Origin of the sequence: Azospirillum soli, assembly GCF_017876165.1 — a bacterium.
Lineage (GTDB): Bacteria > Pseudomonadota > Alphaproteobacteria > Azospirillales > Azospirillaceae > Azospirillum > Azospirillum soli.
Genome location: NZ_JAGINQ010000025.1, coordinates 20,397 through 35,476, shown reverse-complemented (window position 1 = coordinate 35,476; position 15,080 = coordinate 20,397). Strand labels below are relative to the sequence as shown.

The 15,080-nt window shown below is 68.2% G+C and carries 10 protein-coding genes; 6 read left to right on the top strand and 4 right to left on the bottom strand.

The features are described 5' to 3' along the window. Nucleotide 1: 1 nt before the first annotated feature. The 4 genes from trmFO to uvrA all read right to left on the bottom strand — a co-directional run bounded on the left by trmFO (nucleotide 2) and on the right by uvrA (nucleotide 5,322). On the bottom strand, nucleotides 2-1,360 hold the full coding sequence (gene trmFO / locus J2852_RS26560; RefSeq protein ID WP_209881515.1) for a methylenetetrahydrofolate--tRNA-(uracil(54)-C(5))-methyltransferase (FADH(2)-oxidizing) TrmFO: 1,359 nt from the start codon (nucleotides 1,358-1,360) through the stop codon (nucleotides 2-4). A gap of 101 nt (nucleotides 1,361-1,461) precedes the next feature. Continuing rightward, on the bottom strand, nucleotides 1,462-1,938 hold the full coding sequence (locus J2852_RS26555) for an SRPBCC family protein (RefSeq protein WP_209881514.1): 477 nt from the start codon (nucleotides 1,936-1,938) through the stop codon (nucleotides 1,462-1,464). 189 nt (nucleotides 1,939-2,127) lie between these two features. Further along, entirely contained in the window at nucleotides 2,128-2,334 is a 207-nt protein-coding gene (locus tag J2852_RS26550; RefSeq protein WP_209881512.1) for a hypothetical protein, read from the bottom strand. Between the two features lie 135 nt (nucleotides 2,335-2,469). Then, complete coding sequence (uvrA, locus tag J2852_RS26545) at nucleotides 2,470-5,322, bottom strand: excinuclease ABC subunit UvrA (protein WP_209881510.1); 2,853 nt, start codon at nucleotides 5,320-5,322, stop codon at nucleotides 2,470-2,472. 362 nt (nucleotides 5,323-5,684) lie between these two features. On the opposite strand from uvrA, the gene J2852_RS26540 reads away from it, so the two are divergent. The 6 genes from J2852_RS26540 (at nucleotide 5,685) to J2852_RS26515 (ending at nucleotide 15,077) form a co-directional block, all read left to right on the top strand. Further along, nucleotides 5,685-6,167, top strand: coding sequence for a single-stranded DNA-binding protein (locus J2852_RS26540; RefSeq protein WP_209881508.1), 483 nt, complete (start codon nucleotides 5,685-5,687; stop codon nucleotides 6,165-6,167). Nucleotides 6,168-6,325: 158 nt separating this feature from the next. Next, nucleotides 6,326-7,732, top strand: a complete 1,407-nt coding sequence (locus J2852_RS26535; protein WP_209881506.1) for an ABC transporter substrate-binding protein — start codon at nucleotides 6,326-6,328, stop codon at nucleotides 7,730-7,732. After that, nucleotides 7,729-10,185 carry an ATP-binding protein gene (locus J2852_RS26530; RefSeq protein WP_343206826.1) on the top strand — a complete coding sequence of 819 codons (2,457 nt, stop codon included), beginning with the start codon at nucleotides 7,729-7,731 and terminating at the stop codon, nucleotides 10,183-10,185. The genes J2852_RS26535 and J2852_RS26530 overlap by 4 nt, the downstream gene beginning before the upstream one ends. A 20-nt stretch (nucleotides 10,186-10,205) precedes the next feature. Next, a complete protein-coding gene (locus J2852_RS26525) occupies nucleotides 10,206-11,549 on the top strand; it encodes a sigma-54-dependent transcriptional regulator (protein WP_209881504.1) in 1,344 nt (447 codons plus the stop codon). A 389-nt stretch (nucleotides 11,550-11,938) separates the two neighbouring features. Continuing rightward, nucleotides 11,939-13,285 (top strand): ABC transporter substrate-binding protein, encoded by a 1,347-nt coding sequence (locus tag J2852_RS26520; protein WP_209881502.1) that lies wholly within the window; start codon nucleotides 11,939-11,941, stop codon nucleotides 13,283-13,285. Between the two features lie 79 nt (nucleotides 13,286-13,364). Then, a complete protein-coding gene (locus tag J2852_RS26515; protein ID WP_209881500.1) occupies nucleotides 13,365-15,077 on the top strand; it encodes an ABC transporter permease in 1,713 nt (570 codons plus the stop codon). Nucleotides 15,078-15,080 lie beyond the last annotated feature (3 nt).

Here is a 15,080-nt window from a genome sequence, read left to right as displayed (position 1 = left end):
CTCAGGAAGGCGTAGCCTCCTTCAGCCAGCCTTCCAGGTCTGTCAAGGCGCGGCGGGTGTAGGCCAGCTTGCGCTCGCGGCCCCGGATGCGCTCGTCCACCGGCGGGAACAGGCCGAAGTTGACGTTCATGGGCTGGAAGGTCTCGGCGTTCGCGCCGCCGGTGATGTGGCCGAGGATGGCGCCCAGCGCCGTGGTCGGCGGCGGGGCGGACGGTTCGCGGCCCAGCCGTTCGGCGGCGGCGAAGCGGCCGGCCATCAGGCCGACGGCGGCGCTCTCCACATAGCCCTCGCAGCCGGTGACCTGCCCGGCAAAACGGATGCGCGGCTGTGCCTTCAGGCGAAGCGCGCCGTCGAGCAGGCGCGGGCTGTTCAGGAAGGTGTTGCGGTGCAGGCCGCCCAGCCGCGCGAACTCCGCCTTTTCCAGGCCGGGGATCATGCGGAAGATGCGCAGCTGTTCGGCGTGGCGCAGCTTGGTCTGGAAGCCCACGAGGTTGTAGAGCGTGCCCAGCGCGTTGTCCTGGCGAAGCTGCACCACGGCGTAGGGGCGGCGTTCCGGCTTGTGCGGGTTGGTCAGACCGACCGGCTTCATGGGGCCGTAACGCAGCGTGTCCACGCCGCGCTCCGCCATCACCTCGATGGGCAGGCAGCCTTCGAAGTAGGGGGTGTTCTTCTCCCACTCCTTGAAATCGACCTTTTCGCCTTCGATCAGCGCGGTGATGAAGGCGCGGTATTCGTCTTTCTCGAAAGCGCAGTTGATGTAGTCCTTGCCGGTGCCGCCGGGGCCGGGCTTGTCGTAGCGGGACTGGAACCACGCCTTGGACAGGTCCACGCTTTCCAAATAGACGATGGGCGCGATGGCGTCGAAGAAGGCCAGCGACTCCTCGCCGGTGAAGCTGCGGATGGCTTCGGCCAGAGCGGGGGAGGTCAGGGGGCCGGTGGCGATGACGACGCTGTCCCAATCCTCCGGCGGCAGGCCGGCAATCTCTTCGCGCTGGATGGTGATGCGTGGATGCGAGGCGATGGCCTCCGTCACCGCGCCGGCGAAGCCGTCGCGGTCCATGGCGAGCGCGCCGCCCGCCGGCACCTTGTGCGCGTCGGCGCAGCGCAGGATCAGCGAGTCGCAGCGCCGCATCTCCTCGTGCAGCAGCCCAACCGCGTTGTACTCCGCATCGTCCGACCGGAAGGAGTTGGAGCAGACCAGTTCCGCCAGCTTGTCCGTGCTGTGCGCCTCGGTCGGGCGGACGGGGCGCATCTCGTGCAGCACGACGGGCACGCCGCTGGAGGCGAGCTGCCAAGCAGCCTCGGACCCGGCGAGGCCGCCGCCGATGACGTGAACGGGACGGGGAGTGGTGTCGGTCATGTCAGCAACTTTCAGAAAGTTGGCGAACAAGTAGACCGACGCCATCCGCTCGGCAAGGTGATACCGCGCGCCCGGCCGGAATCGCGAACGTGCCCTTGGCGTTATTTGGCGGCGAGTTTCTGTTTCAGCCCGTCGAAGCCCGAAGTGAAGATGCCGGCGATGATCTTGCGTGCTTCATCGTCGCTGGCGCCATTCGGTGTGAATTTGGCCTTCCACACCACGCGCGAACCCTTCTCCGCCGGCTTGACGGACACCGTGGCGACATAGTCCTTCACCGGCAGGGGGCTGGACAGGATGCTGTACTTGATCCGGTGCGCGTCCTTGGAGGAGGCCAGCAATCGCTCCTCGATCATGCCGCCGCCCTTGACCGTGATGACGCGTTCCTGCGCGCCGGCCTGTCGGCGCAGTTCGCACTTTTCGACCGCCGGGTGCCAGTCGCTCAGGCCGCAGAAGGGGCCGATCTGCTGCCAGACCTTCTCCACCGGCACCGGCAGGATGACGGATTCAGTGACTTCCGTAGCCAGGGCCGAACCGGCCGTCAGCACCAGTGCGGCAGCCGTCGCGAACATCTTCAGCATTGAACTTCCTCCCGCGCGTTGATCGTCGCCATTCGCATCGTTCGATGCGTTGCGCATGGAAGGATAGAAACGCTGGAGGTTGTAGGGGAACTAGACGATGGAATAAGGGCATGGCGGCGGCGAATGAAACGGCCGGCCCCGCTGGTGCGCGGGCGGCCGGCCGTGATCGTCTTGGCGCTTCGTGCGGCCTCAGTAGGTCTTGGTCGTCGTGTTGCGCTCGATGGTCGTCGCTGAGCCGGAGGCCGGCGGGGTCACGACCGTGGAGCCCGAGGTTGCCGGGGCCGTCGTGGTGGTGGTCGTGGTGGTGCTGCGGGTCGTTTCATCGGAACCACAGGCGGACACGAGCAGAGCCGCGCCGAAGGCCAGCGCCACACCGGACAGCATCGTCTTGGTCATGGGGGAAACTCCCTCCTGTTGAGCGAATTGTGGGAGGGGAACGCCCGTGGCGCGCGTTTGTTTCCGCCAGGAAGGGAAAGGGCCGGGGAAATCCCGGCCCCCTGTGACGCCCTTTGGCCTTGGCGCTCTTTGGCCTCATGCCCTCTTTCGGGTTTTCGGCTTCGCCTTCAGGTAGGGGGCGAGGTACTGGCCGGTGTAGCTGCGGGCCACCTTCACCACGTCCTCCGGCGTTCCTTCGGCCACGAGCTCGCCGCCGCCGGTGCCGCCTTCAGGGCCAAGGTCGATGATCCAGTCGGCGGTCTTGATGACCTCCAGATTGTGTTCGATCACCAGCACCGTGTTGCCCTGGTCCACCAGCGCGTGGAGCACTTCCATCAGCTTCTCCACGTCGGCAAAGTGCAGGCCGGTGGTCGGCTCGTCTAGGATGTAGAGCGTCCGGCCGGTGGCGCGGCGGCTCAGCTCCTTGGACAGCTTCACGCGCTGCGCCTCGCCGCCGGACAGGGTCGTCGCCGGCTGGCCGATGTGGATGTAGCCGAGGCCCACCCGCTCCAGCGTCTCCAATTTGTCACGGATGCCGGGGACGGCCTTGAAGAACTCCTTGCCTTCCTCGACGGTCATGTCGAGCACGTCCGCGATGCTCTTGTCCCGGTAGAGGATTTCCAGGGTCTCGCGGTTGTAGCGCTTGCCGTGGCAGACGTCGCAGGTGACGTAGACGTCCGGCAGGAAGTGCATCTCGATCTTGATGACGCCGTCGCCCTGGCAGGCCTCGCAGCGCCCGCCCTTCACGTTGAAGGAGAAACGGCCGGGGCCGTAGCCACGCGCCTTCGCCTCCGGCAGGCCGGCGAACCAGTCGCGGATCGGCGTGAAGGCGCCGGTGTAGGTCGCGGGGTTGGAACGCGGCGTGCGGCCGATGGGCGACTGGTCGATGTCGATGACCTTGTCCAGATGCTCCAGCCCCGTCAGCGCGTCGTGCTCCGCCGGATGTTCGCGGGCCCCCATCAGCTTGCGCGCCACCGCCTTGTACAGCGTCTCGATGATCAGCGTGGACTTGCCGCCGCCTGACACGCCGGTGACGCAGGTGAAGGTGCCCAGCGGGATGCGCGCCGACACGTCCTTCAGGTTGTTGGCGCGCGCACCCTTGACCTCCAGGAACTGGCCCTTGTGGCCGGGGCGGCGCTGGTCGGGGACGGGGACGAAGCGGGTGCCGTTCAGGAACTGCGCAGTGACGCTGGCCGGGTTTGCCTGCACCTCCGCCGGGGTGCCCTGGGCGACCACGGTGCCGCCGTGCTGCCCGGCGCCCGGCCCCATGTCCACCAGATAGTCGGCGGAGCGGATGGCATCCTCGTCATGCTCCACCACGATCACGGTGTTGCCGAGGTCGCGGAGCCGCTTGAGGGTCGCCAGCAGGCGGTCGTTGTCGCGCTGGTGCAGGCCGATGCTGGGCTCGTCCAGAACGTACAGCACGCCGGTCAGGCCCGAGCCGATCTGCGAGGCGAGGCGGATGCGCTGGCTCTCGCCGCCCGAGAGAGAACCGGACCCGCGCGAGAGGGTCAGGTACTCCAGACCGACCGCGTTCAGGAAACCCAGCCGCTCGTTGATTTCCTTCAGGATGCGGTAGGCGATCTCCTTGTCCTTCGGGCGCAGGTGGTCGTTCAGCGTGCTGAACCACGTCGCCGCGTCGGCGATGGACATCTCGGCGGCTTCGGAGATGTGGCAGCCGCGCACCTTGACGGCCAGCGCCTCCGGCTTCAGGCGGGCGCCCTTGCAGGTCTCGCAGGGCTGGGAGGACTGGTACTTGGACAGTTCCTCCCGCATCCAGGCGCTTTCCGTTTCGCGGTAGCGGCGCTCCAGATTGGTGATGATGCCCTCGAACGCCTTGTGCGTCTCGTAGCTGCGCAGCCCGTCGTCGTAGGTCATGGTGATCGACGCGCCGCCCGACCCATAGAGAATCGTCTGCCGCACCTTTTCCGGCAGGTCCTCCCACGGCGTGTCCATGCTGACGCCGAAGTGCTTGGCGATGCTCTCCAGCGTCTGGACGTAATACTGGGACGAGGAACCGGCCCACGGAGCGATGGCGCCCTTCTTCAGCGACAGCCGCTCATCCGGCACGACCAGCATGGGGTCGAAGTAGATCTTGCTGCCCAGACCGTCACAGGCGGGGCAGGCGCCGAACGGGTTGTTGAAGGAGAACAGGCGCGGCTCAATCTCCGGGATGGTGAAGCCGGACACCGGGCAGGCGAACTTCTGGCTGAAGACGGTCTGCTCGCCCGAATCGGCGTTCTCCACGAACACGATGCCATCGGCGAGGCCGAGCGCCGTTTCCAGCGAATCGGCCAGCCGGTTGCCCAGCCCCTCGCGCACGACGATGCGGTCCACGACCACCTCGATGTCGTGCTTCAGCTTCTTGTTGAGCGCCGGAACCTCGTCGATCTCGTGCATGGTGCCATCGACGCGCACGCGCTGGAAACCGCGCTTGCGGAGATCCTGGATTTCCTTCTTGTACTCGCCCTTACGGCCGCGCACGAAGGGGGCCAGGAGGAGCAGGCGCGTGCCCTCCGGCATCGCCAGGATGCGGTCCACCATCTGGCTGACCGTTTGGCTCTCGATGGGCAGGCCGGTCGCGGGCGAGTAGGGGATGCCGACCCGCGCCCAGAGCAGGCGCATGTAGTCGTAGATCTCCGTTACCGTGCCCACGGTGGAGCGCGGGTTCTTCGAGGTCGTCTTCTGCTCGATCGAGATGGCCGGTGACAGCCCCTCGATCGATTCGACGTCCGGCTTCTGCATCAGCTCCAGGAACTGACGCGCGTAGGCCGACAGGCTCTCCACGTAGCGGCGCTGTCCCTCGGCGTAGATCGTGTCGAAGGCGAGCGAGGATTTGCCCGATCCCGACAGGCCGGTGATGACGATCAGTTCGTCGCGCGGCAGGTCCACATCGACGTTCTTGAGGTTGTGTTCCCGCGCGCCGCGGACGCTGATGTGCTTGTTCATGGAGTGTTCTTAGCTGAAACTCATACGGAAGGGAAGCAGCAGGAAGCCCGGACAGATATGAGGGAGGCGCGACCGATTTGCCACCGCCGCGCCGCACACCCCGTCCGGTTCGCTGGGGAAAGGTGGACGACGGCAAAGGAAACAGTTTCGCTCCGGCATCCACTCTGCTATATTTTGTTCACGGAGTGTTCTCTTTTGCGCCGGCCGGGCGGGTGTACCGGCGCGGGGAGGCAAATCGCTCCAGGCGGAAAACACCAAACCGGCCCTGCGAACAGGAACCCTCGGCATCTGGACGCCCTTCCGCCGGGCGCCCGAACGGGCCGGACAGGATGCTGGGACACCCGCGGTAGGAGACGCGTGCGATGAATGTATGGACGTTTACGGGACGCCTGGGCGCGGATGGCGAACTGCGCACCACGCAGAGCGGCGAGAAGGTTTTGGGCTTCCGCGTCGCCAACGACGTGGGCTTTGGCGAGCGTAAGACGACCCAGTGGGTCGATTGCTCCATCTGGGGCCGTCGCGCCGAGTCGCTGGCCCCGCACCTGACCAAGGGCAAGCAGGTCGTCGTCTCCGGCGAGGTGACGCTGCGCGAGTATGAGAAGCGCGACGGCACCCGTGGCGCCGGTCTCTCGGTGCGTGTCAACGAAATCGACTTCACCGGCGGCGCCCGTGAGGGCGGCGAAGGCGGCGGTTACGGCGGTGGTGGCGGTGGCTACGAATCGCGCGGTGGCGGCGGAGGCGGCTACGGCGGCGGTGGTGGCGGTTACGGCGGAGGCGGCGGTGGCCGCAGCGGCGGCGGTGCTCCGCCCCGGCACGAGGACCTCGATGACGAGATCCCGTTCTAACCCGACCATAAAAGCGTTTGGCAAACCAACGTGAAGCAACGGGCGTCAGGTTATTGGCCTGACGCCCGTTGTCGTTGCGGTGTCGTGAAGTCACCGGTGTGGGATTTGACGGAACCGTTGGACAAAGGAACGGCGGCCCCCGCACATTGGCATCCGCCATGACCGGATTGCGTGCTCTCGCCAGGGGCCTCGTTGCCGCTCTTCTGCTGTTCCCGTTCCTGCCGCCGGAATTTGCGGCCGGGCGAGAGACGGGTGCCGCCGTTTCCGTGCTGACCTCCTTTCCCGAGGGCTTTTACGAACCCGTGCGGGAGGCGTTCGAGGCTGCGCACCCGCAATGGCGTCTGCGCATCGTCAACACGAAGACCACCGCCGCGATCAGCCAGTTGCAGGAGCGGGGGGGCGACAGCGTGGACGTTTTCTGGGCGTCCGCCCCCGACGCCTTCGAGGTGTTGAAGGCGGCCAAGCGCCTGGAGCCCGTGGCCCCGCGCCCGACGGGGGCGCCACCGACGGTCGGGAACCAGCCGATCAACGATCCGGACGGCGCCTATCTCGGCTTCGCGCTGTCGGGTTACGGGCTGCTGTGGAACCAGGGCTACCTGGACCGTCACGGTCTGCCGGCGCCCAAGCGGTGGGAGGATCTGCGCCGCCCCGTCTATGCCAGGCACCTCGGCATCACCGCCCCGTCGCGTTCCGGCACCATGCACCTGATGGTCGAGACCGTGTTGCAGATGCAGGGATGGGAGCGCGGCTGGGCGACGTGGCTGGAAATCGCCGGCAATCTCGCCACCGTGACGGCGCGCAGCTATGGCGTGGTGGACGGCGTTGCCAAGGGGCGCTTCGGCGTCGGGCTGAGCATCGACTTCCTCGGACAGTCCGCCGGGTCGGGGGAGGAGGACCTGCGCTTCGCCTATCCCGCCGACAGCCTGTTCCTTCCGGCCAGCGTAGCGCTGCTGCGCGGCGCGCCGAATCCGGAAGGGGCGGGGGCCTTCATCGACTTCCTGCTGTCGCCCGCCGGTCAGGCCCTGCTGGTCCGCCCGGACATCCAGCGCCTGCCGGTGCGGCCCGACGCCTACGCGGCGGCTCCCGCCGGCTATCCCGACCCTTACCGGACGGAGACGGGGGACGACCTGTTCCTGTTCGACCGCGCCCTGTCCGGCGCCCGCTACGAGCTGGTGAACCTGCTGTTCGATGAGTTGGTGACCTTCCGGGTGAAGACGCTGAACCGGGTCTGGCAACTGATCCACGAGGGGGAGGCGCGCCTTTCGGCACTCTACGTGTCCGCACTCTACGGCACCGCCAGCCACGAGCCGGTCGCGGCGGAGTTGCTGCGCGCCGCGCGGGCGGCGGCCACCGCCGTCCCCGTCTCCGCGGCGGAGGCCGCCGACCCCGCCTTCTCCATGGCGCTGCGTCGGCCGGCGCGCGGGCTTCCCGTGTCCAGCCGGCAGGCGGAGCTGGAAGCCGCGTGGCGTGCCTTCTCCCGGCAGCGGCTGGACGAGGCGCTGGCCCTGGCGGAACGCGCGCTCATCATTCTGCGCGTGGCCGGCGGCGAAGGAGGGTGGCCGTGACCGTGGAGACCGTTTCCGGGCGTGCCCATGACCCGGTGCGCCCTGCCTCTGTGCACCCCGGCCCCGTGCGGTTCGGCATCCGGGCGCGGCTTCTGCTGGCCTTCGTCGCGGTGGCGGCGCTGTCGGTGGTCGCCTGCGGGCTCGGCTGGCTGTCCTACGACAGGCTGGGCGGTACGCTGGACGAGTTTGCGGAAAGCCACCTGCCCGCCCTCGGTCTTGCCGCAAGGCTGGCGGAGGAAGGGGGCGGCATCATCGCCACCGCGCCGATCCTCGCCAACGCACAAACGGAGCAGGAGCTGGGCGCCATCCGCGACACGCTGGGCCGCCGCCTCGCCGCGCTCCGCGTGCTGGCGGAAGAAGGGGAGCGCGGGGTTCCCGGATTGCGCCCGATGGTGGATGCGCTTCACCGCAACCTGACCGACCTTGATGCGACGGTGCGGCACCGGCTGGCGCTGGCCCGCCGCAACCAGGAGAACATCGAGCGGCTGCGCTGGCTGCACGCCGACTTCCTCGACGACATCGAGCCGCTGGTTACGGACGCCCGCTTCAACATCCGGAGCGCGCTGGACCTCGTCGAGGCCGGCACCCGGTCCGCCGAGGCGGTCCGCATCCTGCGCGAGGAGAGCCGGAGGAGCGAGGCGGTGCTTCAGATCGGCGCGAACGGCAACCTCGCGGTCGGGCTGATCGCGCGGGCCGCGACGCTCGCCACCGCCGAAGCGCTGGACGACAACGCGGGCTTCCTGGAGGAGACCGCCGACCGGCTGCAACACGATCTCGCCACGCTGAAGGACTGGGCGGACGGCGTGTCGTTGGGGCAGGTGGTCGCCCGCCTGCTGGAGCTGGCCCGTGGCGACGGCAGCATCCCGGAGCTGCGCCGCGCGGAGCTGGCGGCGGCGGATCGCGGGCAGGCGCTGCTGGCCGACAACCGGGAACTGGTGGCCCGGCTGAACGGCCTGATCGCCCGGCAGGCGCAGGCCGTGGAAAGCACCTCCCGCGCCGCCGCCGCGCGGTCGGCCCAGGCCATCGCGGAGGGGCGCTCGGCTCTGCTGGCGAGCGCGCTGGTGAGCCTGCTGGTGGCGGTGCTGGTCGCGTGGCTGTACGTCAACCGCAGCATCATCTCCCGCCTGACGCGGCTGGGCAGCGCGGCGCACGAGATCGCCGCCGGCAACCTGAAGGCGGACATTCCGCTGGGCGGCAACGACGAGCTGTCGCAGATGGCCGCCGCCCTGCTGGTCTTCCGCGACACCGCCATCGCGGTGGAGGAGGCCAACGCCCAGGCCATCATCGACAACGCCCAGGCCGGGCTGGCGACCACCGATGCCGACGGTGTGATCGAGTTCGTCAACCCGCTGGCCGCCGCGCTGATCGCCGCGCCGGTGGGGTTCGAGGACGAGCGGTTGGCGGGGCGCCTGGAACCCGGCGGCGCGCGGCGCGTGGAGGACTTCTTCCGGGAGGCCCGCGAGGCACCGGACGAGGCGGCGCCGGCCCTGTCCATCCTGACCGCCGGGCGGCGTCCGGACGGGCGCCCGGTGCCGGTGCAGGTGGGCATCCGCCCGTTCCGGCGGCGCCAGCAGCAACGCTTCATCGTCACCCTGACGGACATGACGGAGCGGGTGGAGGCGCAGCAGATTCTGGAACGCACGGTGGCGGAGCGGACCGCCGACCTGCGCACCACCAACGCGCGGCTGGAACGTGCCATCGCCGAACACCAGCGCGCCGAACGCGACCTGCGGGAGGCGCAGGCGGAGCTGGTGCAGGCCGGCAAGCTGGCGGCGCTGGGGCAGCTCGCCGCCGGCGTGGGGCACGAGCTGAACCAGCCCCTGGCGGCGATCCGCTCCTACGCGCACAACGGGCGCAAGCTGATCGAGCTTGGCCGGATCGGTGAGGCGGACGGAAACCTTGGTAAGATCGCCGACCTGACCGCCCGCATGGCGAACATCACCAACCATCTGAAGCGCTTCGCCCGCCGCCCCGACGCCCGGCTGGACGCGGTGGAGCTGGCGCCGGTGGTGCAGGGCGCCCTGTCCCTGTTCGGCAACCGGCTGCGCGAGGAGGCGGTGGAGCTGATCGTGGATCCGCCGGTAGACTCGGCCGGAAAACCGCTGCGCGTCCGCGCGGAGGAGGTGCGGCTGGAACAGGTTCTGGTCAACCTGCTGAGCAACGCGCTGGACGCCGTGGCCGGCGCCCCGCTGCGCCGCATTACCATCGGCGCGGAAGAGGCGGGCGACACCGTGCGCATCATGGTGCGCGACACCGGTCCCGGAATCCCGGCGACGGTGGCCGGGCAGGTGTTCGACCCCTTCGTCACCACCAAGCCGGTGGGCACGGGACTCGGCCTCGGCCTGTCGATCTCCTACAACATCGTGCGGGACTTCGGTGGCGTCCTTTCGGTGGCCGAGACCGGTCCCGGCGGAACCGCCTTCCTGCTGACCCTGAACCGTGCCTGCCCTTAATCCCGCCTGAGTGACATCGCATGACCGTTCTGCTGATCGACGACGACCACGAAGTGCTGGACGCCAGCCGCCAGACTCTGGAGCTGGAAGGCTTTGCGGTGGAGGCGACGGCCCGTCCGGAAGGCGCCTTGGGCACGCTCGGCCCATCCTGGCCGGGCGTGGTGGTGACCGACGTGCGCATGCCCGGCCTGGACGGCTTCGCCCTTCTGGAACGGGTGCGCGCCGCCGACCCGGAGGTGCCGGTCGTTCTGGTCACCGGCCACGGCGACATCGCTATGGCCATGCGGGCGGTGCGCGAGGGCGCCTACGACTTCATCGAGAAGCCGGCGGAGCCCGGCCATCTCGTTGAGGTGGTGCGCCGCGCGCTGGCGCACCGGCGGCTGGTGCTGGAGAACCGCAGCCTGCGGGCGCGGCTTGCCGACGGCGGCTCGCTGGAGGCGCGCATCATCGGCCGGTCCCCCGCCGTGGAACGGCTGCGCGCCGCCGTGGCGGGCCTGGCCGACGCGGAGGTGGATGTCCTGCTGTTCGGCGAGACCGGAACGGGCAAGGAGCTGGTCGCCCGCAGCCTGCACGATGCCGGACGGCGGAGGGCCGGCAACTTCGTCGCGCTGAACTGCGGCGCTCTGCCCGACAGCATCATTGAAAGCGAGCTGTTCGGCCACGAGCCCGGCGCCTTCACCGGCGCGCAGGGCCGGCGCATCGGCAAGCTGGAGCATGCGGACGGCGGCACGCTGTTCCTCGACGAGATCGAGAGCATGCCGATGCACCTTCAGGTGAAGCTGCTGCGCGTGCTGCAGGAGCGGGTGATCGAGCGGATCGGCGGCAACCAGCCGATCCCGCTGGATCTGCGCGTGGTCGCGGCCACCAAGGTGGATTTGCTGCGGCTGGCGGGGGAGGGCAAGTTCCGCGAGGACCTGTACTATCGCCTGAACGTGGTGACCGTGCCGCTTCCCCCGCTGCGCGAGCGGCGGGAGGATGTGCCGCTGCTGTTGCGTCATTTCCTCGACGCGGCGTCGGCCCGCGCGCGCCGCCCGGCCCCACCGGCTGACGCGGCGGTGCTCGCCCGTTTGGCCGCTCATGGCTGGCCGGGCAACGTCCGTGAGCTGCGGAACGTTGCGGAGCGCATGGTCCTGGGGTTGGGCGACGGCTTGGCGGGAAATCCCATGACCGGGACGGCCGGTGGAGGGATTGAGCCGCTCGCCGAGCAGATGGATCGCATCGAGAAGCAGCTTATCGAAGACGCGCTGGCCCGATGCGGCGGACGGGTCGGCGAGACGGCGGACAAGCTGGGCATCACGCGCAAGACCCTGTACCTGAAGATGCGCCACCACGGCCTCCAGCGCGGCGACTTCGCCGAGGAGTGATGGTGTGCCCAGTTTGATCAATTGAGGCGTATATACCTATCGTCGAGTTTTTCCGTCATTCCCGCGAAGGCGGGAATCCAGCGAGAGCCGCGATAGCGGCGACATGAATCGGGGTGACTCATAAGGCGCGCGTCCGCGCGCACTGGATTCCCGCCTTCGCGGGAATGACAGTTGTTCCAAGTTTGGACACAGTTCCCTTCGTCTGATTGCCCTGCAGAGGCGCTTTGCTTCACTGGCTGTTCGTGTGCCCGGCGTTACCCATCGCATCCGCCCAACGTTACCGGAATGACCCATCCGCCCGGCGCAGCTCCAGGCATTTCGCCTGAAATGCCTTTGGCATGCCGATTGCTGAAGGAGCGTGCAGAAAAACCAACGGGAGGAGTCATCCTATGTCTCGCACGCTGCACGGCGTTGCGGCCGCCTTGGCCGTCATGCTCGCCTCCAGCACCGCCGCCTTTGCCCAGGATCCTTCGGGCAAGCTGGTCGTCGTCACCTCCTTTCCGAAGGATCTGACCAGCGCCTTCCAGCAGGCCTTCCAGAAGGCCCATCCGAAGGTCACGGTGGAGATCCTGAACCGCAACACCAACGCGGGCGTGAAGTATCTCCAGGAAACGGCGTCGAACAACGGCACCGACCTGTTCTGGGCCTCCGCCCCCGACGCGTTCGAGGTTCTGAAGGGCGCCAACCTGCTGCAAGCCTACAAGCCGAAGGTGGAAGGCATCCCGGACAAGGTCGGCGCCTACCCGGTCAACGATCCGGAGGGCATGTACGCCGGCTTCGCCGCTTCGGGCTACGGCATCATGTGGAACACCCGCTACATGAAGGCCAACAACCTGCCGGCGCCCAAGGAGTGGTCGGACCTCGCCAAGCCCATCTATTACGATCACGTCGCCATTTCCGCCCCGTCGCGGTCCGGCACCACGCACCTGACCATCGAGACCATCCTCCAGGGCGAGGGCTGGGAGAAGGGCTGGCGGACCAACAAGGAAATCGCCGGCAACTACCGCACCATCACCGAGCGCAGCTTCGGCGTGCCGGACGGCGTGAATTCCGGCAGCTTCGGCATCGGCATCGTGATCGACTTCTTCGCGCTGTCGTCCCAGGCGTCCGGCTTCCCGGTGGAGTTCGCGTATCCCACGGTCACCACCATCGTGCCGGCCAACATCGGCATCGTGAAGAATGCCCCCAACAAGGCGGCCGCCGAGACTTTCGTGGACTTCGTCCTGTCGCCGCAAGGGCAGGAGGTGCTGCTGCAGCCGGCGATCCGCCGACTGCCGGTCAACCCGGCCACCTACGCGAAGGCGCCCGCCGACTATCCGAATCCGTTCAAGGACAAGTCGCTGGGCGCGTCGGTGAACTTCGACGTCGAGGTGTCGCAGGCCCGCTACAACGTGGTGGACGCGCTGTTCGACCAGCTCATCACCTTCCAGCTCGATGACCTGAAGGCGGCGACCCGCGCCATCCATCAGGCCGAGGCCGCGCTCGCCAAGAAGCCCAACGAGAAGGGCAAGGCGCTGGTGGCCGAGGCGCGCGACCTCGTGGCCGCCATGCCGGTGACCGCCGCCGAGGCCGCCGACCCGCAGCTGGCTGGCGCCTTCACGGTGGAGCGCAAGAGCGCCACCGACGCCGTGCCGGAGCGTCAGGCGCAGGTGGAGCAGAAGTGGGCCGCCTTCGCGAAGGAAAACTACGCCGCCGCCCGCAAGAAGGCCGAAGAGGCCCTGGTGCTGGCCCGCTGAGCCGCGCCTGACCCGAGCATGATCGGGGGGCGCCCCGCGCGGGCGCCCCATCTTCTCTCCCGATACATTGGGCTGATCCATGACGTCTCTTGCGCTCTCGCGCGAAGGCCTCGCGCGCGTGCGGCCGGGGCCGGCGGTGGCGGCGGTTCTGATCGCGCTGTTCCTGCTGCTGTTCCTCGTCGTGCCGGTGGTCCAGGTCATCTTCGTCGCCTTCCAGGACAAGACGACCGGGGCCTTCACGCTGGTCAACTTCGCCGACTTCTTCCGCAACGACCTGTTCATGCGGTCGTTCTGGAACTCCTTCTACGTGTCCGCCATGTCGGTCGTGGTGGCGAGCCTGCTGGCGCTGCCGCTGGCCTATCTGACGACGCGGTTCGAGTTCCGCGGCGCCGTCCTGATCCAGAGCCTGGGCATCATCCCGCTCATCATGCCGCCCTTCATCGGCGCGGTGGCGATGCAGCTTCTGTTCGGGCGCAACGGCACGGTCAACCTGCTGCTGCGCGAGCATTTCGGCTTCTCCATTCCCTTCATGGAGGGGCTGAACGGCGTCATCTTCGTCCAGAGCATCCATTATTTCCCGTTCATCCTCATCAACCTGTCGGCCAGCCTGAAGAACATCGACCGGGCGATGGAGGAGTCCGCGCAGAACCTCGGCTGCCACGGCTTCCGGCTGTTCCGCCGCATCGTGTTCCCGCTGGCCATGCCGGGCTACGTCGCCGGCGCGTCGCTGGTCTTCATCAAGGTGTTCGACGACCTGGGCACGCCGCTGCTGCTGAACGTTAACGACATGCTGGCGCCGCAGGCGTACCTGCGCATCTCCTCCATCGGCATCTCGGACCCGATGGGCTACGTGATCTCGGTGGTGCTGATCGTCTGCTCCCTGCTGGCCCTGTGGGTGTCGGCCCTGGCGATGAAGGGCAAGGACTACGCGACCGTCCAGCGCGGCGGCGGCGGGCTGGCGCGGCGGCGCATGAAGCCGCTGGAGATGGTGGCCGCCTATGGGGTCGTGCTGCTGATCCTGGTGCTGGTGCTGGCGCCGCACATCGGCCTGACGCTGCTGTCCTTCGCCACGATCTGGTCCTTCAGCCCCTTCCCCGACGCCCTCACGCTGAAGCATTACGACACCGTCTTCGTGGAAAGCGGGCAGTACATCACCAACACGCTGCTCTACGCCTCGCTGGCGGCGCTGCTGGACGTGGTGATCGGCACGGCCATCGCCTATCTCGTCCTGCGCACCAAGCTGGCGGGCCGGCAATGGCTGGACTATGTGGCGATGGCCGCGCTGGCGGTGCCGGGCGTGGTGCTGGGCATCGGCTATCTGCGCAGCTTCTACGACGTGCCCATGCCCTTCACCGGCCAGCCGCTGTCCGGCTTCTGGCTGATCCTGGTCTTCGCGCTGGCGATCCGCCGTCTGCCCTACGCGCTGCGCGCCTGCACCGCGGCATTGCAGCAGGTCAGCAGTTCCCTGGAGGAGGCGGCCGAGAATCTGGGCGCGACCAAGCTGCGCACCATCAGCCGGGTGGTCGTGCCGCTGATGTCCGGCGGCATCCTGGCCGGCTTCGTCACCAGCTTCGCCACCGCGGCGGTGGAGCTGTCGGCGACCATCATGCTGGTCCATTCGCAAAGCGACGCGCCGCTGGCCTATGGCCTCTACGTCTACATGCAGTCAGCGGCCGGGCGCGGTCCGGGGGCGGCGCTGGGCATCTTCGCCGTCATCATCGTCGGTCTGGGCACCTACCTGTCGCACGTCATCATCGAGCGGGGCCGTCGCGAGCGCGGCCAGGACCATTGAGGG

Bases quoted from the DNA above. Each gene is read 5' to 3' on its own strand.
- J2852_RS26515 (WP_209881500.1), top strand. From the start codon at position 13,365: ATGACGTCTCTTGCGCTCTCGCGCGAAGGCCTCGCGCGCGTGCGGCCG.
- J2852_RS26535 (WP_209881506.1), top strand. From the start codon at position 6,326: ATGACCGGATTGCGTGCTCTCGCCAGGGGCCTCGTTGCCGCTCTTCTG.
- J2852_RS26540 (WP_209881508.1), top strand. From the start codon at position 5,685: ATGAATGTATGGACGTTTACGGGACGCCTGGGCGCGGATGGCGAACTG.
- trmFO (WP_209881515.1), bottom strand. From the start codon at position 1,360: ATGACCGACACCACTCCCCGTCCCGTTCACGTCATCGGCGGCGGCCTC.
- J2852_RS26525 (WP_209881504.1), top strand. From the start codon at position 10,206: ATGACCGTTCTGCTGATCGACGACGACCACGAAGTGCTGGACGCCAGC.
- J2852_RS26555 (WP_209881514.1), bottom strand. From the start codon at position 1,938: ATGCTGAAGATGTTCGCGACGGCTGCCGCACTGGTGCTGACGGCCGGT.
- J2852_RS26550 (WP_209881512.1), bottom strand. From the start codon at position 2,334: ATGACCAAGACGATGCTGTCCGGTGTGGCGCTGGCCTTCGGCGCGGCT.
- uvrA (WP_209881510.1), bottom strand. From the start codon at position 5,322: ATGAACAAGCACATCAGCGTCCGCGGCGCGCGGGAACACAACCTCAAG.
- J2852_RS26520 (WP_209881502.1), top strand. From the start codon at position 11,939: ATGTCTCGCACGCTGCACGGCGTTGCGGCCGCCTTGGCCGTCATGCTC.